This window comes from Ruegeria sp. B32 (assembly GCF_025141855.1).
Taxonomy (GTDB): Bacteria; Pseudomonadota; Alphaproteobacteria; order Rhodobacterales; family Rhodobacteraceae; genus Ruegeria; species Ruegeria arenilitoris.
In genome coordinates this window covers 156,801-179,626 of sequence record NZ_CP081106.1, presented here as the reverse complement: position 1 = coordinate 179,626, position 22,826 = coordinate 156,801, and the positions used below count along the sequence as shown (strand labels likewise).

Genomic DNA, 22,826 nt, shown 5'->3' with positions numbered 1-22,826 from the left:
AACAACCGCATCACCCCGCCAGCGCGGCCGCGATCTTTTCCGCCAGCCGTACGGCCACTGCGTCCTTGCCCATGCGCGGCCACTCCTCGGCACCCGCATCCGAAATCAGTATGACCGCATTTTCGGCCCCACCCATGATGCCGGTCACCGGACTGACATCATTGGCCAGGATCCAATCGCACCCTTTACGCGCCCGCTTGGCGGTTGCGTGGGCGATCACATCATCCGTCTCGGCGGCGAAACCCACGACCAAGCTGGGTCGGCCGGTCTCCAGATGCGAAATCCGTTTGAGGATGTCCGGGTTTTCGGCAAATTGCAGCGCAGGCATTCCGTCGCGGCTTTTCTTCAACTTGCGGTCTGATGCCCCATCTACCCGCCAATCGGCCACGGCTGCGGCAAACACGCCCGCATCCACCGGCAGAGCCGCGTCCACCGCATCCGACATTTGTTGCGCGGTCTCAACCTGCACAACCTGGACGCCCTGGGGTGGTGGCACATCCGCGGGGCCGGTTACGAAAACGACTTCGGCCCCCAGGGCCGCCAAAGCGTTGGCAATCGCCGTCCCCTGCGCCCCCGAGGATCGGTTTGCAATGTACCGAACCGGATCAATCGGCTCATGCGTCGGCCCGGACGTCACGAGAATCCGCTTACCCTTCAGTGGGCCATCCGACAATGCGGACTCGACCGCCGCCACGATCTCGAGAGGTTCCGACATGCGGCCGGGACCGAACTCGCCACAAGCCATGTCACCGTCGTTGGGTCCGACAAACCGGACGCCGTCCGCGATCAGCTGCTTGTGGTTCCGGCGCGTTGCCGGATGGTTCCACATCCGCACGTTCATCGCCGGCGCACATAAAACAGGGGTATCCGTGGCCATCAACAGGGTCGATGCCAGATCATTGGCCAGACCCCCGGCCATCTTTCCCATCAAATCCGCGGTCGCCGGTGCCACGACGATCAGATCGGCCGAACGTGACAGCTGGATATGTCCCATCTCGGCCTCGTCCGTCAGGTCGAACAGATCACGATAAGCTTTTTCACCGGCAAGTGCAGACACGGATAAGGGGGTCACGAATTCCTCGGCAGCGCGGGTCAGGACCGGGGTCACCGCCGCCCCGCGCTCCTTCAACCTTCGGATCAGATCCAGCGATTTGTAGGCCGCGATCCCACCGCCAAGGATCAGGAGGATCCGTTTGGATGCCAGCATGTTCAGCCCTTCCCGGTCGTGCTCGGCCTCGACACTATGCAACCCGTGCCCCGAGTTCCAGCGCTTAATTCTGAGACTCGAAGGCCTTGCAGGGGTCTTCGCGTTCGGCCGCGGGGCTGTCAATCACCGCGTCAAATTCACCGGTCACGACACCGTCTTCGGCCTGACCGAGAACAAAAACCTTAAGGCCCGGACGCAGGCGCGACAGAAAGGTCGGAATGCCCTGATCCTTGCGCGCGTGCCCGTTTCCGGTAATCACCGCCACCGGACCGCCAGTTTCATCAATTGCACGCAGAATGGCCCGGGTCAGAACAGCATCGCGCAGACGCTGGATCGCCACCAGTTGCGGCAAAGCCTCGGCGGGAAGTGCGTTGCAATGCGCTGCCAATTGCTCGGCCTCGCGCGCCGCCTGATCCTCGGGCGCCAACGGAATGTTCAACCCATATCGCGCCGCATCCGCGCCCAGAGTCGTTGCGGCACCGCGTTCCATCGCAGCCCGCGCAGCCGCGCGCGGCACCATCGCTCCGTATACCGGGGCCTCTGATGCTTGGAAAACAGGGTAATACATGCTGAGCGGCGGCCATCCCGTTTCGGCCCATCTCAGGATGCGTGACAACTCCTCGGGATTCGAGGCGGCAGTCTGCGCCAGTCTCTGAGCCCCTTCCTCGGTTACCATTTCCCAGACCATCGCAGACGGGTCGATGTCCGCAATCGCTTCGGTCTGGACCAAGTGATGCAGCGGGTTGTCGTGAACTTCGCCAAGGATCACGACATCGGCATCCTTCATCTGTGCCAAAATATCGTCGGGGATAAGGTCCCCGGCCAGAACTGGCCGGGTCAAAAGAGTCAGCGACAGCACGGCCGCCGTCAGAATCGCAAGATGTCTCATGCGAAGAAGTGTTGCACCTCGCGCGATTGAGCTTCAAGGTTCTTGCGCATCTTCACGAACGCCGCTGCCTCAAGCTGTCGCACGCGTTCCTTGGACAAACCCAGTTCCTGACCCAGGCTTTCCAATGTGCGCGCCGGCTCGCGCAGCTTGCGCTCGCGCACAATGAACCGCTCCCGATCGTTGAGCGCCTGCATCGCCGTGATCAACCATTCCCGCAATTGGCGGGTATCGTGGCTGTTCTCTACAGTTTCAGCAGCCTGCTCGCGATCATCCTCCAACGCGTCGATCCACTCGCGACCATCCTCGTCAGCCGATTGAACGGCGTTCAGGGAAAAGTCTGAGCCGGCCAGCCGGCCGTGCATCATTTCCACATCGCGCAGCGGAACACCGATCTCGGCCGCGATCATCTGGTGCAGCTGATGACGGTCCAATTCTACGCCATCGGTCGCGGCTTCGCGCTCCAGCCGGGCCTGAACGCGACGCATGTTGAAGAAAAGGGATTTCTGGGACGATGTGGAACCGGTCCGTACCATCGACCAGTTGCGCATCACGTAGTCCTGAATGCTGGCCTTGATCCACCACACCGCATAGGTCGAAAAGCGGACCCCGCGATCCGGGTCGAACTTGTCAGCGGCCTTCATCAGGCCCAGCCCGGCCTCTTGGATCAGGTCATTCATCGGCGCGCCATAGCGTTTGAACTTGGCCGCCATTGAAATTGCCAGCCGCATATAAGCCGTTATCAACCGGTGAAGGGCCTGTTCGTCGCGTTCGTCGCGCCAAGCATACGCCAGGCGCAATTCGGTTTCCGCATCCAGCAATTCGGCTTTCATAGCCTGCCGGGACATCGAGAAGTCGTTCGGGTTATCCAGTGCCATGCAGCTCTCCCATCTGTCGTAGGCGCCGCCGGTCTTGCCTTGCCGACGTATGGTCGATACGCAAGGGCGCACCGGGTGGATCACTGTAAAGGTAGTAAAAAATGCATCCCGATTTAACCTTTGTCCTGGGTGGCGCGGCATCGGGAAAATCTGCATTTGCCGAGCAAATCGTTGTTTCAACAGAAAAAACCCGCATATACTTGGCAACATCACAAGTGTTTGATGATGAGATGCGCCTAAAAATCAGGCGCCATGTGGACCAAAGAGGCGACGGCTGGGCCACGATCGAAGCCCCGATGGACCTGCGCCCGGCGCTGGCGGGGATGAGCCCGGATCAGGTCTGTCTGATCGATTGCGCAACGATGTGGCTCAGCAATCACCTGCTGGCCGACAGCGATCTTGAACAGGAACAGGCCGCCCTTTTGGCCGCGCTACGGGCCTGCCCCGCGCAGATCGTGATCGTCTCGAACGAGGTGGGGCACGGTATCGTTCCCGACAATGCGCTGGCCCGCAAATTCCGCGAGGCGCAGGGGCGGTTGAACATCGCCCTCGCCGCCCAAGCCGACCTTGTGGTTCAGGTCATCGCGGGACTACCGCAGGTTTTGAAAGGTCAGTTGCCGTGACCCGGCTGCATCTTGTCCGCCACGGCCCGACCCATGCCAAGACGATGGTGGGCTGGTCCGATATTCCCGCCGACCTGAGCGACCACGCGGCCCTCGCGCGCCTGCACGCCCACCTGCCGCGGGATGCGCTGGTCATTTCGTCGGACCTGTCGCGCGCCGCGGATACGGCCACGGCCATTCAGGGCACGCGCCGCCGGCTGCCGCACCATCCCGACCTGCGCGAGATCCATTTCGGCACCTGGGAAATGCGCGCATTCGCCGAGATCGAGGCCGAAGACCCCGTACTGGCCTTTGCCTATTGGGACAGCCCCGGCGACGTACGCCCGCCCAACGGCGAAAGCTGGAACGCGGTCCGCGCCCGGGTCGACACGGCGATCGACGGGTTGATCGGTATGCATACAGGCGCCGATCTGGTCATCGTGGCCCATTTCGGCGTGATCCTGACTCAGGTACAGCGCGCTCTTGACCTAGACGCGCAACAGACCTTCGCCCATCGCATCGACAACCTCTCGGTGACCGAGTTGGCCTTTGACGGCAAAACCTGGTCGGCTGGCCGGATCAATCATCTTCCGTGAACACGGCGCGCACAATTCAGCGTTTTACTGATATCGGGCGTTCGACCATCCTCGGGCCATGACATATGACCTTTTCATCGGGGACCGCCTGTTTTCAAGCTGGTCCATGCGCGGCTGGCTGATGCTGGAAAAATCCGGTCTGCCCCACACGACCCACATGATCGGCCTGTATTCGGGCACGATGGCCCGGGATATGCAGCCGCTGGCCCCGGCCCGTCTGGTCCCTGCGCTGCGCCTGCCCGACGGCACGGTGGTCGGCGAAAGCCTCGCCATGGCCGAGACGCTCGCCGAACGCCACCCCGATGCCGGGCTGTGGCCGCAAGACGCTGCCGCCCGCGCAACCGCCCGTTGGCTGTGTGCCGAGATGGTCGCCGGGTTCCAGGCGCTGCGGTCTGCCTGCCCCATGCAACTCAAGCACCGCTGGAAAGGGTTCGAGCCGACCAACGAAACCCGCGCCGATCTGACCCGGATCGAGACCCTGTGGGCGCATGCGCGCAAAATCTCAGGCACGGAGACCGGCCCATTGTTCGGCAGCTATTCCCTGGCCGATGTGTTCTATACGCCGGTCGCAGCCCGGATCATCGGCTACGGTCTGCCCGTGTCCGTGCAGAACCACGACTATTGCATGGAATTGTTGTCAGACCCGGCGGTTCGGCAATGGCGCGCGATGGGGCTGACGGTCGACTACGACCCGTTCCCCTATGACCAGCCGCTCGACGCCGAGCCCTGGCCGATCGGCGGAGCCTCGACGGCCCGCGTAGTTGAGGCGGGGCCGTCGGTCAATGACCTCTGCCCCTATTCCGGCAAGCCGGTGACCGCATTTCTGGAGCTGGATGGAGTTCGATGGGGCTTCTGCAACACCTTCTGCCGCGACAAAACCGTGGCCGACCCCGGAGCGTGGCCGAAATTCACGCAAATGATCCGGCAAGCGGTGTGACCGTTAACCATTCCTAAACCGGCGCCATGGCAGCAAGGTCCTGTTAACCAAGAACAGGATCGCCATGGTCGCCCGCGCTCATACCGTTGCCTTTCAGGGGGTCGAGGCCCGCCCGGTCGAGGTGCAATGCGCCGTTTCCCCCGGGTTGCCCGCCTTTTCGATCGTCGGCCTGCCGGACAAGGCCGTGTCCGAGGCCCGCGAACGCGTGCGCAGCGCGCTTGGCGCGATGGCCATTGCGCTGCCCTCCAAACGCATCACGATCAACCTGTCGCCCGCCGACCTGCCCAAGGAAGGCAGCCATTTCGACCTGCCGATCGCGCTGGCCCTGCTCTGTGCGATAGACATCCTGTCCGCCGACGCCGCCGAAGCCACCATGGCTCTGGGCGAGCTTTCGCTGGACGGCTCATTGGTGCCCGTGGCCGGCGCCCTGCCCGCCGCGATGACCGCCGCGGCCGAGGGCCGCACGCTGCTGTGTCCGCGCGTGTCAGGTGCCGAGGCGGCCTGGGTCGACGCGACCCAGGTGATCGGGGCCGCGTCCCTGGCCGACGTCGTGCGCCATTTCACCGGCCAGTCGCCCCTGCCGGTCGCCCAGCCCGGCGAGGTCAGGTTGGAGCCCTCGACCCGCGATCTGCGCGACGTAAAAGGGCAGGAACGGGCAAAACGCGCATTGGAAATCGCAGCGGCCGGCCGTCACCACATGATAATGATCGGCACGCCGGGGTCAGGCAAATCCATGCTCGCCGCCCGCCTGCCCGGCATATTGCCGCCGTTGACGCCCACCGAGGCGCTCGAGACCTCGATGATCCAATCGCTGTGCGGCATGCTGGACGAAGGCGGCATCAGCCGGACCCGCCCGTTCCGCGAACCGCATCACACGGCGTCGATGGCGGCGATCGTGGGCGGCGGAAAAGGCGCGAAACCCGGCGAAATTTCCCTGGCCCACAACGGCGTGCTGTTCATGGACGAATTTCCCGAGTTTCCGCGAACGGTTCTGGAAACCCTGCGCCAGCCCATCGAGACCGGCGAAGTCATGGTCGCCCGCGCCAACGCCCATGTAAAATACCCCTGCCGGTTCATGTTGGTGGCGGCGGCGAACCCCTGCAAATGCGGATATCTCAGCGACCCGTCGCGCGCCTGCTCGCGCGCACCCGTATGCGGCGAGGACTATCTGGGCCGCATCTCGGGGCCGTTGATGGACCGGTTCGACCTGCGGATCGAGGTGCCGCCCGTGGGCTTTACCGACCTTGACCTGCCGCCATCCGGAGACAGCTCGGCCACCGTCGCCGCGCGGGTGCAGCAGGCGCGCGTTGTTCAGGCCCGGCGCTTTCAGGACACGCCCGGCATTCGCCAGAACGCCGATATCGAGGGCAATCTTCTGGAAGAGGTCTCCGCTCCAGATGCCGAGGGCAAGGACCTGTTGGTCAAGGCGGCCGAGCGGTTCGGCCTGTCGGCACGGGCTTACCACCGCATCCTGCGCGTGGCCCGCACCATTGCCGATCTCGAGGGCGCGCCCGATGTGCGCCGCCCGCATGTGGCCGAGGCGCTGAGCTACAGGATCAGCGCGCGGGTTGCGGCTTAGACCTTGGCCTCGATCGCCTGCCAGATCTTTTCGGCAATATTTGTACCGTTGAACCGCTCCAATTCCTGGATTCCGGTGGGCGAGGTCACGTTGATTTCGGTCAGATAATCTCCGATCACGTCGATACCCACAAAGATCTGGCCCTTTTCCTTCAGCAGTGGGCCGATGGCCGCGCAGATTTCAAGATCGCGGTCGGTCAGCCCGATCTTTTCGGGACGGCCGCCCACATGCATGTTCGACCGGGTCTCACCCTCGGCCGGAACGCGGTTGATCGCACCGACCGGTTCGCCATCGACCAGGATCACCCGCTTGTCGCCGTTGCGCACATCCGGCAGGAATTTCTGAACGATCAGCGGCTCTCGCGAGAAACCGGTGAACAGCTCGTGCAGCGAGGTCAGGTTGCGGTCATCGGCGTCCAGCCGGAACACGCCCGCCCCGCCATTGCCATAGAGCGGCTTGAGGATGATGTCGCCGTGCTTTTCCTTGAACGCCTTGATGGTCTGCAGATCGCGGGCGATCGTTGTGGGCGGAGTCAGGTCGGGAAAATCCAGAACCAGCAGTTTTTCCGGGTAGTTGCGCACCCAGAACGGATCATTCACCACCAGAGCCTGGCCACGCAACCGATCCAGCAGGTGGGTTGAGGTGATATAGTGCATGTCGAACGGCGGGTCCTGCCGCAGCCAGACGACATCGAAATCCGCCAGATCAACCTCGCGCTCAGGCCCCAGAACCGCCGGCTGGTCCGCAACCCGCTGCACCGTCATGTCGTGACCGCGGGCGGTGATGCGCCCCTCTTGATAGGCCAGTTGATCGGGTCCGTAGTAAAACAGCTGGTGCCCACGGGCCTGGGCTTCTTCGGCCAGCCGGAACGAGCTGTCGGCATTGATGTCCACGGCCCCGATCGGGTCCATCTGAAAGGCGATTTTCATGGCGTGTCCCTCGTAGTCACGCCAGATACATGGCCCAGAGGGGACGGGTGTTCAATGGCGATCAGCCCTGACCAAAGGCGTTTTCGAGGATTTGCACGGCGCCTGTTGCATCCACCAGAGCCGCATCGAACCGGACATCAGTCAGCTGCCCGCCCGGTTCCTGCTCCAAATACTGCGCCGCCGAGGCGCATATCCGGTCGATCTGACGCTTGCTGATCCGCGCGGCGGCGCTGTCAAAGGTTTGGCTTTTCTTGACCTCGACGAACACAAGGCCCTGCGCATCCCGGACGATCAGGTCGATCTCGCCACCCGCGCCGCGCCAACGCCTGTGACAGACCTTGAACCCTCGGCTTTCGTAATCGGCAGCGACGCTGTTTTCGGCCGCCTGCCCGGCGTGATAGGAAACCGAGCCCTGGACCGACCGTCGCGCCATGTCATCCCTTTCCCAGTTGCAGGGCCTTCTGGTAAATCGGCCGCCTTGGCAAATCATACATCCTGGACACCAGATCCGCCGCATCCCGGACCGAGTGCGTTTCCAGAGCCTGTCTCAACGCCCCTTCTACATCGGCATCGTTAACGGCTTGTGAATGGGCACGGTCCACCAGCAAGACGATCTCGCCCTTCACAGTGGCATCTCGATACTGTTCGGACAGCTCTGCCAAGCTACCCCGCCGGACTTCTTCGAACTTCTTGGTCAGTTCACGACAGACCGCGGCCTGACGCTCGCCACCCAGAACCTGCGCCAGATCCGACAGGCACGCCCCCAAACGCTTGGGAGATTCGTAGAACACCAGCGTCCCGGGAACATCCCGCAACGCCTCGATCCGTGTTCGGCGGGCGCCGGACGCATTCGGCAGGAATCCGGCGAAAAAGAAGGCGTCCGTCGGCAAGCCCGCCAGGGTCAGCGCCGTAACGACGGCTGACGCTCCAGGGGCGCAGGTCACGCTGAACCCGGCCTCGGCCGCCTTCTTGCCCAGATCATAACCCGGGTCGGCGATCAGGGGCATGCCGGCCTCGGACGCGTAGGCCACGGACTTGCCCTGGGACAGTTCGGCAATCAGTTTTTCACGCGCAGCCGTGCCGCTGTGGTCGTGATAGGCCAGGATGCGCCGCCCTTCGAGGGGTACACCGTGAATCTCCATCAATCTGCGCAGGCTGCGTGTATCTTCCGCCGCGATCACATCAGCCGAGGCCAGAACGTCCAGCGCCCTGAGCGTAATGTCGCGCGCCGTTCCGATCGGAGTGGCAACAAAATACAGCCCCCCAGCCAATCTTACCTTTTGGAAATTCAAAGCTGGACCCTCGCAGCGTGACGTTTATTATCGCGGCGTGATAGAACAGCAGCGTTCTTTGCCGCCGGATCAGGGAGTTTTCATTTAGATGTTTACCGTTTGCAAGCCCGTTCGCAAACTGGCGAAATTCGCCATCGGCCTGACCGCGGCGGCATTTTTGGCCGCCTGCGAACCCGGCGCCACCGGGCGCGGACCGTCGATAGACACGTCAGAGCCGATCCCCGTTGCCCTGCTGGTGCCCAAATCGGGCGACGCCGCGTTGGCGCAAAGCCTTGAGAACGCTGCACGGCTGGCCATGGCCGATCTGAACAACGTCAAGATCGATCTTCGCGTCTATGACACTGCCGGCAATCCGAACACGGCAGCCGCAGTTGCACAACAGGCCGTTGCCGACGGCGCAAAGGTCATTCTGGGGCCGGTCTACGCGCAGGCTGCAAATGCTGCCGGCCTTGCGGTTCTGAGCAAGAACGTGAACGTTCTGTCCTTCTCGAACAATACCAGCATTGCCGGCGGAAACGTGTTTGTCCTTGGCCCGACCTTCGACAACACGGCCAACCGGCTTGTCAGCTACGCCGGCAAACAGGGAAAGAAAAGCACCGTCATCGTGCACAGCAACGATGCGGCAGGCCAATTGGGCCAGGCGGCAATCTCGAACGCACTTGGCAACAGCCGTGTGGCGAATGCGGGTGTGGTCGGTTTTGATCGATCTCAGCAGGGCGTGATCGACGCCATCCCTGCAATCAAGGCAACGGTGGACTCGACGGGGGCGGATTCGCTCTTTTTGACCGCCACGACCGCCGGCGCGCTGCCGCTTTTCAGCCAGTTGCTGCCCGAGGCCGGTGTCTCACCGGCAACCGTGCAATATATTGGCCTGACACGCTGGGACATTCCGGCCCAGACGCTGGAGCTGCCGGGAGTGCAGGGCGGATGGTTTGCCTTGCCTGACCCTGCCAAGGCCCAGGCCTATCGCGTGCGCTACAACGCGACCTATGGCGAGGCCCCGCATCCGATCAGCGGCCTGGCCTATGACGGCATCGCCGCCATCGGCGCTCTGGCCAGCCAAGGGAAGTCCAATGCCCTCTCCGCCGCGGCCCTGACCCAGAATGCCGGGTTCCAGGGTGTTGGCGGTATTTTCCGTCTGCGCCCGAACGGTACGAATGAACGAGGTCTGGCCGTGGCCACGATCCAGAACAAACAGGTAGTTGTGATTGACCCTGCCCCGCAAAGCTTCTCTGGCGCCGGTTTCTGATCAGCTTGTGACGATCCCCGCGCCGGCTGGCGCATTGATCTGCGACGCCAGCGAAATCTTCGATGGCGAAAAGGTCAACGCGCTGCTGTCGAAGGCCCTGAAAGACATTCCGGAAACGGCCGCAGCCCGAAACGAGGCCGTCCGGATCCTGCGGGACGCTCAGAAATCCGGGCGTCAGGCCATCGAAGAGGCATTCGCCGCCCGGCCCTTCGACGCCCGGCCTTTGACGCGATCCTACACCTATCTGACCGATGGGCTGGTCTGCGCCGCGATGACTGTGGCCGGACAGCATCTGCATCCATTGGCCAACCCGACCCAGGGCGAGAAGATGGCGGTTTTGGCCGTGGGCGGCTATGGGCGCGGCGAGATGGCGCCGTTTTCGGATGTCGATCTGCTGTTTCTGACTCCCTACAAGATCACCGCCTGGGCCGAGAGCGTGATCGAGTCGATGCTGTACATCCTGTGGGATCTACGGCTGAAAGTCGGGCATTCCTCGCGCACGATCCGTGATTGCCTGCGTCTGGGAGACGAGGATTTCACGATCCGGACAGCGATGCTGGAACAGCGCTACCTGGCCGGCGATCGGGACCTGGCGGATGAGCTGGAAAGCCGGCTGAAATCCGAACTGTTCAAAGGAACCGAACGCGAGTTCATCGAAGCCAAACTGCATGAACGCGACGAACGCCACCACAAGCAGGGCGAGCGTTACATGGTCGAACCGAACGTGAAAGAAGGCAAAGGCGGCCTTCGTGACCTGCAGTCGCTGTATTGGATCGCCAAATACATCTACGGCGTTCAGGACGTGGCTGAACTTGTCCCGCTGGGGCTGTTCACCCAGGACGAATTCAACACGTTCGTGCAGGCCGAAGACTTCCTTTGGGCTGTACGTTCGCATCTTCATCTGGTGACACGGCGCGCAACCGAACAGCTGACCTTTGATCTGCAGGTCGAGGTGGCCGACCGCATGGGTTACGAAGACCGAGCGGGCCGCCGGGCCGTCGAAATCTTCATGCAGCGGTACTTCCGAGAAGCCACGAAGGTGGGAGAACTGACACGGATCTTCCTGACCAAGCTTGAAGCGTCACATATGAAGAACGCGCCGTTGCTGGAACGCATCTTCAGCCGCAAGCCACGGGTCAAGCCGGGCTATAGGGTTGTTCATGGCCGGCTGGACGTGGCCGACCCCAAAAGCTTTTTGTCCGACAAGCTGAATCTACTGCGTCTGTTCGAAGAAGGTCTGCGCACGGGTATGCTGATCCATCCCGATGCGATGCGGCTGGTCACGGCCAACCTGCACCTGATCGATGACGAAATGCGCAACGACAAAGAGGCGAGGCGCATCTTTCTGGATCTGATGCTGAAACACGGCAATCCCGAACGCGCGCTGCGCCGCATGAACGAGTTGGGCGTTCTGTCGGCCTTCATCCCCGAGTTCGAGCCCATCGTGGCGATGATGCAGTTCAACATGTACCACAGCTACACGGTGGACGAGCACACAATCCAGTGCATCATCAACCTGGCGCAGATCGAACGGGGCGAACTTGTCGAAGCGCTGCCGCTGGCCTCGTCGATCCTCGAGGGCGGAGTGAACCGGCGTGTGCTTTACGTCGCTTTGCTGTTGCACGACATCGCCAAGGGCCGCCCCGAGGATCACTCGATACTGGGGGCCAAGATCGCACGGACGGTCGCGCCTCGGCTGGGGCTGAACAAGAAAGAATGCGAAACCGTCGAATGGCTGGTGCGCTATCACCTGCTGATGTCGGACATGGCACAGAAGCGCGACATCTCGGACCCACGCACGGTGCGCGACTTTGCCAAGGCGGTTCAGACCGTCAAACGGCTGGATCTGCTGACTGTCCTGACAGTCTGCGACATCCGCGGCGTTGGGCCGAACACCTGGAACAACTGGAAGGCCACCCTGCTACGGGCCTTGCATGCGGAAACCAAGCGCGCACTGGAAACCGGCATGGAGGACCTCAACCGTGCCAATCGTGGCGCCGAGGCCAAGAAAGCGCTGCGTGACGCGTTGTCTGCCTGGTCCAAGGCCGATCTCAAGACGGAAACCGGGCGGCACTATGATCCGTATTGGCAGGGGCTCAACCTCTCGACCCATGTCGAATTCGCTGAGATGTTGCGCGCACTGGAAGCCGATGGTGACCCTGGCGCGATGGAGATCCGCCTGCAACCAGACGAGGATCGCGACGCCACCCGCGCCTGTTTCGCGATGGCCGACCACCCAGGTATCTTTGCCCGCATCGCCGGCGCGCTGGCGCTCGTGGGCGCAAACGTGGTTGATGCCCGCAGCTATACCACCAAGGACGGCTACGTGACCGACGCGTTCTGGATTCAGGACACTGACGGACACCCGTTCGAGTTGTCGCGTCTGCCGCGCCTGACCCAGATGATCCACCGAACCCTCAAGGGCGAAGTGGTAGCCCGCGAGGCGCTCAGGTCCCGCGACAAGATCAAGAAGCGGGAAAAGGCGTTCAACGTCCCGACGCACATCACCTTCGACAATGAAGGGTCCGAAATCTACACGATCATCGAAGTCGACACCCGCGACCGGCCGGGTCTGCTATATGATCTGGCCCGGACCCTTGCCGCCGCCAATGTCTATATCGCCAATGCCGTGATCGCGACCTATGGCGAGCAGGTGGTGGATACGTTCTACGTCAAGGACATGTTCGGGCTCAAATACCACTCGGAGGCCAAGCAGAGAACGCTGGAAGCCAAGCTGCGCACCGCGATCACCGAAGGCGCCGAGCGGGCGGCCTCATGAAGCAGATCCGCCTGTTCTCGGGCCTGTTCACTGTCGGGTTCTGGACCCTTGCCAGCCGTATTCTAGGCTTTCTGCGGGAAATTCTGCTGACAGCCTATATCGGGCCGGGGCCGGTCATGGATGCTTTTGTCGCAGCCTTCCGCCTGCCCAACATGTTCCGCCGGTTCTTCGCCGAGGGCGCTTTCAGTGCGGCCTTCGTTCCGATGTTCTCGAAACGGCTGGAGGGCGGCGAAGACGCGCAAGGGTTTGCGCAGGACGCGTTCAACCTGCTGGCGGCGGCCGTTCTGGCGCTGGTCGGGCTGGCCATGGTCTTCATGCCGGGGCTGGTCTGGCTGACGGCCGAGGGGTTTTATGGCGACGAACGTTTCGATCTGGCGGTCGACTACGGATATGTCGTCTTTCCCTACATTCTGTTCATGTCCCTGGCCGCGCTGTTTTCCGGGGTTCTCAATGCCACCGGCCGCTTTGCCGCCGCAGCGGCGGCGCCGGTTCTGCTGAACATCTTCGCCTGCACAGCACTGATCGTAGGCGCGGCAACCGGGGGCGAGGTCATCCGTTGGCTCATCGCAGTTATACCCCTTGCCGGGGTCGCTCAACTGGCGCTGGTTTGGGTCGCCACCGAACGCGCCGGAATTCGCATCCGGTTCGGCCGGCCGAAGCTCAGCCCTGAAATGCGCAACATGGTTCGGATCGCGGTACCGGCGGCACTTGCCATGGGTGTGACGCAGGTCAATCTCGTTGTCGGGCAGCTGGTCGCGTCAAAGACCGAAAAGGCCATCAGCTGGCTCTTTGCCGCCGACCGGCTGTATCAGCTGCCGCTGGGCGTGGTCGGCATCGCCGTTGGCATCGTGCTGTTGCCCGACCTGTCGCGCCGCCTGCGCGCGGGGGACGGCGATGGCGCGCGCAACGCCTTTTCCCGCGCCGGAGAGTTCACCCTGTTGCTGACCATTCCGGCCACCGTGGCTTTCGTGCTCATCCCGGTTCCGCTGGTCTCGGTCCTGTTCGAACGTGGACAGTTCACACCTGAAGACACGGCTACCACCGCTCTGGCCGTGGCGGTCTATGGCATCGGCCTGCCGGCCTTCATGCTGCAAAAGCTGCTGCAACCGTTGTTCTTCGCCCGCGAGGATACCCGCGCGCCCTTCCGGTATGCCGTTGTGGCAATGATCATCAACGCCGTTCTGGCCTTTGGGCTGTACCCGATCGTCGGCTGGATCGCCCCGGCCATCGCGGCCTCGGCCGCCGGGTGGGGCATGGTGGCGCAATTGGCACTGGGCGCCCGGCGCATGGGCGACGAGGCCCGTTTCGACGACCGTTTCAAGCGCCGCGCGCCCAGGATATTGGCCGCCTCAATAGGAATGGGCGTGGTGCTGATCGCGGCGATGCAGCTATTCGGTTGGACATTCGAGGTTCCGGGCTGGCGCTATCTGGCCTTGCTGGGCCTGATCGTGGTCGCCGCGGTATCTTACTTTCTTCTGGGCCACCTGCTGGGCGCATTCCGCCTGTCCGAGTTCCGGTCCGCCCTGCGAAGGTCCTGACCACCTCAGTCCCGCCGGATACGCCCCACCAGCCGCGCCCATCCGCCCGGCGCCACGAAAAACGACAGCCCGAACCCGGTCGCGAACCCACCCAGATCGGCCACCCAATCCGAGGTGCCGCCGAAGATCAGCCCGAACAACAGTTGGATACCCATCAGCACCGCGATCAACTGGAACGCCCGCGCCTGGTTCTCTCCGACCAGCGACAGCCTGCGCCATAGCAGCCAGGTGAACGCGCCGATCAGGCCGTAGACCGGCGGAAAGCCCCCGACCAGCGGATAGCGCGGGTCCAGCAGCACCGCATAGGCCAGCGCCCCGCCCACGCCGGACAGCACAAAGATCACCAGCATCGCAAAACCGCCAAAGACCTCACCCACCATCTTGCCCATCGCCAAAACAAAGACGCAGACAAAAAGCGCCTGGGTAAAGCTACCTGACACGAAGGGGTAGGTGAAAAACCGGATCATATGCTCGACCGGCCAACGCCCGTTCATCACCATCCAGTCGAAGATGTCGGCCGAGAAGGAATAGCGCTGGATCGCCTCCAGCCGCCAGCCCACCGCGCCCGGTCCGCCGACCAGGCCCCGCGTGCCGAGGGTGAAAGCCAGTTCGATCCCCATGATGAACAAGACCAGCGCCACCACCACGGGTGGCAGGGGGTTCACGGGGGGTGTGTAATGCTCGCTGCTCATTGGGCGGGCCTTTCGCGGCTGTTGACGTCCCTTTGCCTCATGGGTAAGCGACGGAGGCTTATTTTTCCAGACGGGAGTTCCCTTCCATGACCGAGACCAAGTTCACGCCGCGCGTGTTTTCCGGCATTCAGCCCTCGGGAAACCTGCATCTTGGCAACTACCTTGGTGCGCTCAAGCGTTTTGTGGATATGCAGGGACCGGAGATGGAGACCGTGTACTGCATGGTCGATCTTCACGCGATCACCGTCTGGCAGGACCCCAAAGAACTGGCGCATTCCACGCGCGAGCTGTGCGCGGGCTTCATCGCCGCTGGCATCGACCCGGAACAGTCGATCCTGTTCAACCAGTCCCAGGTGCCCGAGCACGCGCAACTGGCCTGGATCTTCAACTGTGTCGCGCGCATGGGCTGGATGCAGCGCATGACCCAGTGGAAGGACAAGGCGGGCAAGAACCAGCAGAACGCCTCGCTGGGCCTTTTCGCCTATCCCTCGCTGATGGCCGCCGACATTCTGGTCTATCACGCGACCCATGTCCCGGTGGGCGACGACCAGAAACAGCATCTTGAGCTGACCCGCGACATCGCCATCAAGTTCAACCACGACTATGGCGTCGATTTCTTCCCGATCACCGAGCCGGTGATCGAGGGCGCGGCGACGCGCGTGATGAGCCTGCGCGACGGGGCCAAGAAGATGTCCAAGTCGGACCCGTCCGACATGAGCCGGATCAACATGACCGACGATGCCGACACCATCGCCAAGAAGATCCGCAAGGCCAAGACCGACCCCGACGCCCTGCCCTCGGAGGTGGACGGGCTGGAAGGCCGCCCCGAGGCGCGCAACCTGGTCAACATCTATGCCGCGCTCAGCGATCAGACGGTCGAGCAGGTTCTGGCCGAGGTCGGGGGCAAGCAGTTCGGTGACTTCAAGCCGATGCTGGCCGATCTGGCGGTCGCAAAGCTGTCGCCGATCTCGACCGAGATGGCGCGGCTGATGGGCGATCAGGCCGAGATCGACAGGGTTCTGGACCGTGGCGCAGAACGGGCGCGGGAAATCGCGGCTCCGATCCTCAGCCGCACCTACGAGATCGTGGGGATGGTGGGCGCCGGCCGCGCCTGAGACCCAGACAGAAACTTCAGCGCCGCCCCTGATCTGGGGCGGCGTTTTTCGTTGCAGGTCAGGCGGCCTGCGGGTGCAGTTTTTCCTCGACGATGGATTCGGCCACCGCATGGGGGCTGACGCCATCGACCTTGGCGCGGGTCAGGATGCGGTCCATCGTCCGCTCCAGCGCCTCGAGCCGCTGACCGACCCAGGCTTCGCGATCCCTGATCTTCAGGATCTCGGTTGCGACGTTCACGATCCCGCCGCCATTGGCCACGAAATCCGGAGCATAGAGGATGCCGCGGTCATGCAGGCGCTGCGCGTCGGCATCAGTTGCCAACTGGTTGTTGGCCCCTCCGGCCACCGCGCTGACCTTCAGCAGCGGAATGCTGGTTTCGTTCAGGATGCCGCCGATGGCGCAGGGCGCGAAAACATCCGCCTGGGCCGCATAGATCGCATCGGGCGCGACGGCCTGCGCTGCGAACCGGTCCGCAAGCCGGGCGGTCTGGCCCGCATCGATGTCGGTGATCACCAGTTTCGCCCTGGCGTCATGCAACAGCGCGCACAGATGTTCGCCCACATGGCCCAGCCCCTGCACCGAGACGGTCTTGCCGCTCAGGTCCCCGGACCCATACCGATGCCGCGCGGTGACGCGGATGGCGTTGAAGATCCCGCGGGCGGTGACGGGCGACGGGTCGCCGCTGGCGAAGGGGCCATCGGGCAGACCGGCGACAAATTCGGTTTCGGTGCCGATCTGGGCCATGTCGGCCGGGGTCATCCCCATGTCCTCGGCCGTCCAGTATTGGCCGCCGAGGCTTTGGACCACGCGCCCGAAGGCCTGCAGCAACCGGGGCGTCTTGTCCGCGGTCGGGTCACCGATGATCACGGCCTTGCCCCCGCCCAGCGGCAGATCGGCCGCGGCGTTCTTGTAGGTCATGCCCCGCGACAGGCGCAGCGCATCGTCCAGCGCCTCGGACGGGTGGCCATAGGTGCGCATCCGCACCCCACCCGCTGCAGGTCCCAATTGCGTGGAGTGGATCGCCACAAAGCCCGAAAGCCCGCTGGCGGCGTCTTTGAATTCGACCACACGCTCGTGAACTGGCGCGTCAATCGTGGTTATTTCCATTTTGCTCCTCCGGAAAGACAGATGGATTCTGCCACATCCGACCGAGCGATTTTCGCCAATACATGCTGGTCAACTTATCTCTCTTGGAGATAATAGTAATCTGATCCGATCATATTAGGGATTCTCTCCATGGACCAGATCGACCGCAAGATCGTGCGCGCGCTGCAGCAGGACGGGCGCATGACCGTTCTGGACCTGGCCGAAAAGGTGGGCCTGTCGCCCACACCCTGCGCGCGGCGGCTGGACCGCCTGCGCCGCGACGGGGTGATCACCGGATATTCGGCCCAGGTCGACCCTGAGAAGCTGGGCTTTGGCGTCACGATTTTCGTGTCGGTCGAACTGGAGAAACAGGACCGCCACGCCATCGACGCCTTCGAACGCGCCATCCTGCGCTGCGATGAGGTTATGGAGTGTTACCTCATGACAGGCTCGCGCGACATCCTGCTGCGCGTCGTGGCGCGTGACCTGACCGCCTTTGATGCGTTTCTGGAAAACCGGCTGATGCAGATTCCGGGCATCCGCAACCTACGCTCCAACTTCGCCCTGCGCGCGATGGTCAAGCGAGACGTGTTGCCTATGGCCGCCGGATAATCTGCTGGACCTCAGGCGCGCGCGCTCCTACGGTTCGGCGGAATTGACGGAGGGCACTATGGCAGTCGGCAAGAATATCCGCACTTATTTCGATGGCAAATGGCACGATGGCGATGCCCCGATCATGCGGGCTGCGGACCACGGGGCCTGGTTGGGTTCGTCGGTGTTTGACGGGGCCCGCCGATTTGATGGCATGACCCCGGATCTGGCCGCGCATTGCGACCGGGTGAACCGCTCGGCCGAGGCGCTGATGCTCACTCCGACCGTGACCACCGAACAAATGGTCGAACTGATCCGCGAAGGTCTGGAAGCATACCCGACCGAGGCCGCCGTCTACATTCGCCCGATGTACTGGGGGATCGACGGCGACGCGACCGCGATCGTACCGCAGGGTGACAGCACAGGTTTCGCCATCTGCCTCGAAGAGATCCCAATGGCACCCGAGGCGGCCTCGGTCACTCTGACGACCACCCGCTTCCGCCGCCCGGTTCTGGAAAGCGCGGTCGTCAACGCCAAGGCCGGGTGCCTGTATCCAAATAACGCCCGAATGCTGGCGGAAGCGCGATCCAAGGGGTTTTCAAACGCATTGGTGACCGACGCCATGGGCAACGTGGCAGAAACCGCAACGGCCAACATCTTCATGGCCAAGGATGGAGAGGTGTTTACTCCGGCACCGAACGGAACCTTCCTTGCAGGCATCACGCGCGCGCGGCACATCGACAACCTGCGTCGCGACGGGGTGACGGTTCACGAAACTGTTCTGACCTTCGACGATTTCCACGACGCGGACGAAGTGTTCATGTCCGGCAACATGAACAAGGTCACGCCCGTGACCGCACTGGACGACACGCAATATCAGATTGGCCCTATCACGCGCCGCACGCGCGCGCTCTACTGGGACTGGGCGGCCAGCGACCAATAAGCGACGGTCCGTCGCGGCCCGAGTTGCCAGACACCGAATGCTCGGGCATGATCCCGAAAACCGAAGAGGACATTCATGCGCAAGTTCCTTGTAGTTCTTGACGATAGCCGCGAGTGCCTGAACGCCATGCGTTTCGCCGCGATGCGTGCTGCGCATACCGGCGGGGGGGTGACCATCCTCTCGGTCATTCCTCCGGACGAGTTCAACCACTGGATCGGCGTGGCCGAAGTGATGCGGGAAGAAGCCCGCGAGCGTATCCACGCGCATTTCGAGGTATTTGCCAAATGGATGCGTGACAAGCAGGGGATCGAGCCGGAACTGGCGATCCGCGAGGGTGAGCCCGTTCCGCAGATCATTGAGCATGTCCGCTCGGATCCCGAAATCGGCGTCCTTGTTCTGGGTGCAGGTACTGACAAGAAGGGCCCCGGTCCACTGGTCACTCAGTTGACGCGGAATTCCGGCAGCTTGCCGATTCCGATCACCATCGTTCCGGGCGACCTGAGCAAGGAGAAGCTCGAAGAGATCACCTGATGCCCGCCACTCTGCACTTCTGGTTCGATTTCGCCTCGACCTATTCCTACCTCAGCGCCATGCGGGTAGAACAGGACGCAGCAGCCTGTGGCGTGCGGGTGGACTGGCAGCCATTCCTTCTGGGCCCCATTTTTGCCGAGCAGGGATGGAAAACTTCACCGTTCAACATCTATCCGGCCAAGGGGCGGTACATGTGGCGCGACATGGAACGGCTGTGCCGGCAGCGTGACCTGCCCCTGTCCCGACCTGCCGAGTTTCCGCAAAACAGCCTGAAGGCCGCACGCCTTGCGCTCGCCATCCCTCAGGGTGAAGCGCGCGCTGCATTCTCCCGCGCCGTTTTCGCCGCACAATTTGGCCAAGGCCTGAACATTTCCGAAGAGCCTGTCCTGCGCAGCGCCCTGTCCGCCGCCGGCCTCCCCGAGGACATGATCGACCGGACCGCAGACACTGACATCAAGAGTGCTCTGTTTGACCAGGTTGCCCGCGCCAAATCGCTGGGGATCTTCGGCGCCCCCAGTTTTGTCGTGGATGAGGAGCTTTATTGGGGCGATGACCGACTGGACATGGCAATCCGACAGGCCACAGCGATTTAGAACCGTTCCAAATCTTGACTTCCCGGCCGCTGACGCGCATATCAGAGCCAACTGATACGGAGCGCGCCATGTTCATCCAGACCGAATCCACACCCAACCCGGCCACGCTGAAATTCCTGCCCGGTCAGACCGTGCTCGAGGCCGGTACAGCGGATTTCCCGACCGCCGAAGCCGCGCAGAACTCGCCGCTGGCGCAGCGCATCTTTGCGGTCAGCGGTGTGACCGGAGTTTTCTTCGGCAATGACTTCGTAACCGTCACCAAAGACGACGGCGTGCAGTGGGACCACATCAAACCCGCCATCCTGGGCGCTGTGATGGAGCACTACCAGTCCGGCCAGCCGGTGATGGGGGCCGGGGTGGAAACCGCGTCCGGCCATGCTGAACATTCGGGTGAGGACTCGGAAATCGTCAACCAGATCAAGGAATTGCTGGACAGCCGCGTGCGCCCCGCCGTGGCGCAGGACGGCGGTGACATCACCTTCCACGGCTTTGACCGCGGCGTCGTCTACCTGCATATGCAAGGGGCCTGCGCAGGCTGCCCGTCCTCGACGCTGACCCTGAAAATGGGGATCGAGAACCTGCTCCGCCATTACATCCCCGAGGTGACCGAGGTTCGCCCTGTTGCCGTCTGATCAGACAATTCTGGCATTTGACACATCGGCCGCGCATTGCGCGGCCGCTTTGCTGCGCGGGCCAGACATCGTCGTGAGCCGCGCCGAAACCATGACCCGCGGCCAGGCGGAACGCCTGATGCCTTTGCTTCAGGACATCCTGGCAGAAGGCGGGGTTTCTTGGGCGGATATCGACGCGATCGGTGTCGGGACGGGTCCGGGCAATTTCACTGGAATTCGCATCTCGGTCTCCGCCGCCCGAGGGCTGGCGCTTGGATTGAACAAACCAGCAATCGGCGTTTCGGGCCTTGAAGCCCTTGCGGCTTTGGCACCTGAAGGGCGGACCCCAGCCATTCCAGCCCCCCGGGAACATGTTTACCTGCTAGCGCCCGACGGGACGCCGCAGCTGATGACGCAGGAACAGGCAGAATCACTTGGCGCCCTGTTTTTGTGCGACGATGCGAATGCAGTCGTCCGGGCCATCGCCCGGATTGCATCCGAACGTGTTGACCTTGTGTCAGGTCCCCCGGCCCCTCTGTACGTTCGTGCCGCAGACGCCGCCCCGTCGCGCGATACGCCGCCGCCTTTGCTGGACCCATGACCCCACAGGAAATGGCCGAGACCCACGGCGCGGCTTTCACCCAGTCCCGCCCCTGGACTGCTGATGAATTCGCTGATCTGCTTGCCAGCCGCTTCACCCATGTCGTTGGAAACAAAACAGCATTTGCCCTGGTCCAAGTCATCGGCGACGAGGCCGAGCTGCTGACCATCGCGACGCATCCCGATCATCAGCGGCAGGGTCTGGGCCGCGCCTGCATGCAGGCTTGGCATGACAAGGCTCACGATCTGGGTGCGCGCCGGGCGTTTCTTGAGGTGGCATCGGACAACGCGGCCGCCATTGCACTCTACCAAAGTTGCGGCTATGCGCGCTGCGGTCTTCGGCCGGGATATTACCGGCGCGGCAAGGCTGACAAAGTGGATGCAATCTTGATGGAGCGCGCGCTACCCTGACGAAAGCCGGGCATTTCTGAGACCAAATGGTCAAAAAGCGGTTGACCATGGCTGTTTCAGACGGCCTTAATTGCCGCTATCACAGCAGTTCTGCTCGCTCTGAGCGGGGCTGGGCAAAAGCCCCTGCCCCGAAGCCATAAAAAACAACGGGAGTATATGATGACCCTGATGAAATCCTTGATGGGCGCGGCCGCCGCGTTTGCACTGACCGCAGGTGCGGCGCTGGCCGAACCGGCGATCATCTTCGATCTGGGCGGCAAGTTCGACAAATCGTTCAACGAAGCAGCCCATAACGGCGCCAAGCGCTGGGCCGACCAAACCGGCAAATCCTATCGCGAAATCGAGCTGCAGTCGGAAGCGCAGCGCGAACAAGCCCTGCGTCGCTTCGCTGAAGCCGGTGCAAACCCGATCATCACGATGGGCTTTGCCATGGCTGATCCGCTGGCCGCCGTCGCACCTGACTATCCCGACACCAAGTTCGTTGCCGTCGACGTCAGCTGGCTGGACGCGCCTAACATCCGCCAGGTCTCGTTCGCCGAGCATGAAGGTTCGTACCTGGTCGGCATGATGGCCGCGATGGCATCCAAGTCGGGTACGGTCGGATTCATCGGTGGCATGGACATTCCGCTGATCCGGCACTTTGGCTGCGGCTACGCCCAGGGCGCGAAGGCCGTGAACCCTGACATCAACGTCGTAGCCAACATGACCGGCACCACCCCGGCCGCTTGGAACGACCCGGTGAAGGGTTCGGAGCTGACCAAAGCTCAGATCAGCCAAGGCGCTGACGTGATCTATGCTGCCGCAGGCGGTACCGGCGTCGGTGTTCTGCAGACCGCGGCCGACGAAGGCATCCTGTCGATCGGCGTGGACAGCAACCAGAACCACCTGCACCCGGGCAAGGTTCTGACCTCGATGCTCAAGCGCGTGGACGTGGCCGTTTATGACGCCATGAAAGCAGGCGAAGATGTCGAAACCGGCAAGTTCACCATGGGTCTGGCACAGGACGGTGTCGGCGTTGCCATGGATGAAAACAACGCCTCGCTGGTGAGCGACGAGATGAAGGCCGCCGTCGAAAAGGCGCGCCGCGACATCATCGACGGCAATGTCACCGTCGTCAGCTACTACGAGAACGACAGCTGCCCGGCACTGCAGTTCTGATATCGCGCGGGGCGGGGGAAAC

General features: G+C 62.8%; 24 protein-coding genes. 16 read left to right on the top strand and 8 right to left on the bottom strand.

From position 1 onward, the window contains the following. Window positions 1-10: 10 nt before the first annotated feature. The 3 genes from coaBC to K3752_RS00940 form a co-directional block, all read right to left on the bottom strand. The gene (coaBC, locus tag K3752_RS00950; protein WP_170373126.1) at window positions 11-1,207 is read right to left on the bottom strand and encodes a bifunctional phosphopantothenoylcysteine decarboxylase/phosphopantothenate--cysteine ligase CoaBC; all 1,197 of its coding nucleotides are present in this window, start codon (window positions 1,205-1,207) and stop codon (window positions 11-13) included. A 64-nt stretch (window positions 1,208-1,271) separates the two neighbouring features. After that, complete coding sequence (locus tag K3752_RS00945; protein WP_260064177.1) at window positions 1,272-2,096, bottom strand: ChaN family lipoprotein; 825 nt, start codon at window positions 2,094-2,096, stop codon at window positions 1,272-1,274. After that, window positions 2,093-2,971 (bottom strand): RNA polymerase factor sigma-32, encoded by an 879-nt coding sequence (locus tag K3752_RS00940; protein ID WP_093963433.1) that lies wholly within the window; start codon window positions 2,969-2,971, stop codon window positions 2,093-2,095. Before K3752_RS00940 ends, K3752_RS00945 begins: the two co-directional genes overlap by 4 nt. A gap of 101 nt (window positions 2,972-3,072) precedes the next feature. Between K3752_RS00940 and cobU the strand changes: the two genes are divergently transcribed. The 4 genes from cobU (at window position 3,073) to K3752_RS00920 (ending at window position 6,685) form a co-directional block, all read left to right on the top strand. After that, window positions 3,073-3,594, top strand: coding sequence for a bifunctional adenosylcobinamide kinase/adenosylcobinamide-phosphate guanylyltransferase (gene cobU, locus K3752_RS00935; RefSeq protein ID WP_170369726.1), 522 nt, complete (start codon window positions 3,073-3,075; stop codon window positions 3,592-3,594). Next, window positions 3,591-4,169, top strand: coding sequence for a histidine phosphatase family protein (locus tag K3752_RS00930; protein WP_260064172.1), 579 nt, complete (start codon window positions 3,591-3,593; stop codon window positions 4,167-4,169). The genes cobU and K3752_RS00930 overlap by 4 nt, the downstream gene beginning before the upstream one ends. A 58-nt stretch (window positions 4,170-4,227) precedes the next feature. Beyond that, entirely contained in the window at window positions 4,228-5,106 is an 879-nt protein-coding gene (locus tag K3752_RS00925) for a glutathione S-transferase (protein WP_260064171.1), read from the top strand. 64 nt (window positions 5,107-5,170) lie between these two features. Beyond that, the gene (locus tag K3752_RS00920; protein ID WP_260064170.1) at window positions 5,171-6,685 is read left to right on the top strand and encodes a YifB family Mg chelatase-like AAA ATPase; all 1,515 of its coding nucleotides are present in this window, start codon (window positions 5,171-5,173) and stop codon (window positions 6,683-6,685) included. Here the strand turns inward: K3752_RS00920 and gshB are convergent. From gshB to rsmI, 3 genes are all read right to left on the bottom strand, one after another. After that, complete coding sequence (gene gshB, locus K3752_RS00915) at window positions 6,682-7,614, bottom strand: glutathione synthase (protein ID WP_170360189.1); 933 nt, start codon at window positions 7,612-7,614, stop codon at window positions 6,682-6,684. The genes K3752_RS00920 and gshB overlap by 4 nt on opposite strands. A gap of 61 nt (window positions 7,615-7,675) precedes the next feature. Next, complete coding sequence (locus K3752_RS00910) at window positions 7,676-8,047, bottom strand: YraN family protein (RefSeq protein WP_260064167.1); 372 nt, start codon at window positions 8,045-8,047, stop codon at window positions 7,676-7,678. A gap of 1 nt (window position 8,048) precedes the next feature. After that, entirely contained in the window at window positions 8,049-8,906 is an 858-nt protein-coding gene (rsmI, locus tag K3752_RS00905) for a 16S rRNA (cytidine(1402)-2'-O)-methyltransferase (protein WP_260064164.1), read from the bottom strand. Between the two features lie 88 nt (window positions 8,907-8,994). Between rsmI and K3752_RS00900 the strand changes: the two genes are divergently transcribed. Genes K3752_RS00900 through murJ form a run of 3 tightly spaced genes read left to right on the top strand, consistent with a single transcriptional unit; the run spans window position 8,995 to window position 14,472 of the window. Next, a complete protein-coding gene (locus K3752_RS00900; RefSeq protein ID WP_170360183.1) occupies window positions 8,995-10,155 on the top strand; it encodes a penicillin-binding protein activator in 1,161 nt (386 codons plus the stop codon). Beyond that, window positions 10,115-12,934, top strand: a complete 2,820-nt coding sequence (locus K3752_RS00895; protein ID WP_260064157.1) for a [protein-PII] uridylyltransferase — start codon at window positions 10,115-10,117, stop codon at window positions 12,932-12,934. The genes K3752_RS00900 and K3752_RS00895 overlap by 41 nt, the downstream gene beginning before the upstream one ends. Further along, window positions 12,931-14,472 (top strand): murein biosynthesis integral membrane protein MurJ, encoded by a 1,542-nt coding sequence (gene murJ / locus K3752_RS00890; protein ID WP_260064154.1) that lies wholly within the window; start codon window positions 12,931-12,933, stop codon window positions 14,470-14,472. The genes K3752_RS00895 and murJ overlap by 4 nt, the downstream gene beginning before the upstream one ends. A 5-nt stretch (window positions 14,473-14,477) precedes the next feature. On the opposite strand, the gene K3752_RS00885 is transcribed toward murJ, so the two are convergent. Then, window positions 14,478-15,164 (bottom strand): rhomboid family intramembrane serine protease, encoded by a 687-nt coding sequence (locus K3752_RS00885; protein WP_260064150.1) that lies wholly within the window; start codon window positions 15,162-15,164, stop codon window positions 14,478-14,480. Between the two features lie 86 nt (window positions 15,165-15,250). Between K3752_RS00885 and trpS the strand changes: the two genes are divergently transcribed. After that, the gene (trpS, locus tag K3752_RS00880; protein WP_260064149.1) at window positions 15,251-16,279 is read left to right on the top strand and encodes a tryptophan--tRNA ligase; all 1,029 of its coding nucleotides are present in this window, start codon (window positions 15,251-15,253) and stop codon (window positions 16,277-16,279) included. Window positions 16,280-16,337: 58 nt separating this feature from the next. On the opposite strand, the gene K3752_RS00875 is transcribed toward trpS, so the two are convergent. Next, on the bottom strand, window positions 16,338-17,387 hold the full coding sequence (locus K3752_RS00875; RefSeq protein ID WP_260064147.1) for a Glu/Leu/Phe/Val dehydrogenase: 1,050 nt from the start codon (window positions 17,385-17,387) through the stop codon (window positions 16,338-16,340). Window positions 17,388-17,516: 129 nt separating this feature from the next. On the opposite strand from K3752_RS00875, the gene K3752_RS00870 reads away from it, so the two are divergent. From K3752_RS00870 to K3752_RS00835, 8 genes are all read left to right on the top strand, one after another. Beyond that, window positions 17,517-17,978, top strand: coding sequence for an Lrp/AsnC family transcriptional regulator (locus K3752_RS00870; RefSeq protein WP_170406702.1), 462 nt, complete (start codon window positions 17,517-17,519; stop codon window positions 17,976-17,978). Window positions 17,979-18,036: 58 nt separating this feature from the next. After that, window positions 18,037-18,900 (top strand): branched-chain amino acid aminotransferase, encoded by an 864-nt coding sequence (locus K3752_RS00865; protein WP_260064141.1) that lies wholly within the window; start codon window positions 18,037-18,039, stop codon window positions 18,898-18,900. Window positions 18,901-18,975: 75 nt separating this feature from the next. After that, window positions 18,976-19,431 carry a universal stress protein gene (locus K3752_RS00860; protein WP_170342153.1) on the top strand — a complete coding sequence of 152 codons (456 nt, stop codon included), beginning with the start codon at window positions 18,976-18,978 and terminating at the stop codon, window positions 19,429-19,431. Further along, a complete protein-coding gene (locus K3752_RS00855) occupies window positions 19,431-20,024 on the top strand; it encodes a 2-hydroxychromene-2-carboxylate isomerase (protein ID WP_260064140.1) in 594 nt (197 codons plus the stop codon). Before K3752_RS00860 ends, K3752_RS00855 begins: the two co-directional genes overlap by 1 nt. A gap of 68 nt (window positions 20,025-20,092) precedes the next feature. Then, window positions 20,093-20,656 (top strand): NifU family protein, encoded by a 564-nt coding sequence (locus tag K3752_RS00850; RefSeq protein WP_093963451.1) that lies wholly within the window; start codon window positions 20,093-20,095, stop codon window positions 20,654-20,656. Continuing rightward, a complete protein-coding gene (gene tsaB / locus K3752_RS00845; RefSeq protein ID WP_170436108.1) occupies window positions 20,646-21,236 on the top strand; it encodes a tRNA (adenosine(37)-N6)-threonylcarbamoyltransferase complex dimerization subunit type 1 TsaB in 591 nt (196 codons plus the stop codon). Before K3752_RS00850 ends, tsaB begins: the two co-directional genes overlap by 11 nt. Then, window positions 21,233-21,646, top strand: a complete 414-nt coding sequence (gene rimI / locus K3752_RS00840; RefSeq protein WP_170391890.1) for a ribosomal protein S18-alanine N-acetyltransferase — start codon at window positions 21,233-21,235, stop codon at window positions 21,644-21,646. Before tsaB ends, rimI begins: the two co-directional genes overlap by 4 nt. Before the next feature lie 159 nt (window positions 21,647-21,805). Continuing rightward, complete coding sequence (locus K3752_RS00835; RefSeq protein ID WP_093963454.1) at window positions 21,806-22,804, top strand: BMP family protein; 999 nt, start codon at window positions 21,806-21,808, stop codon at window positions 22,802-22,804. Window positions 22,805-22,826 lie beyond the last annotated feature (22 nt).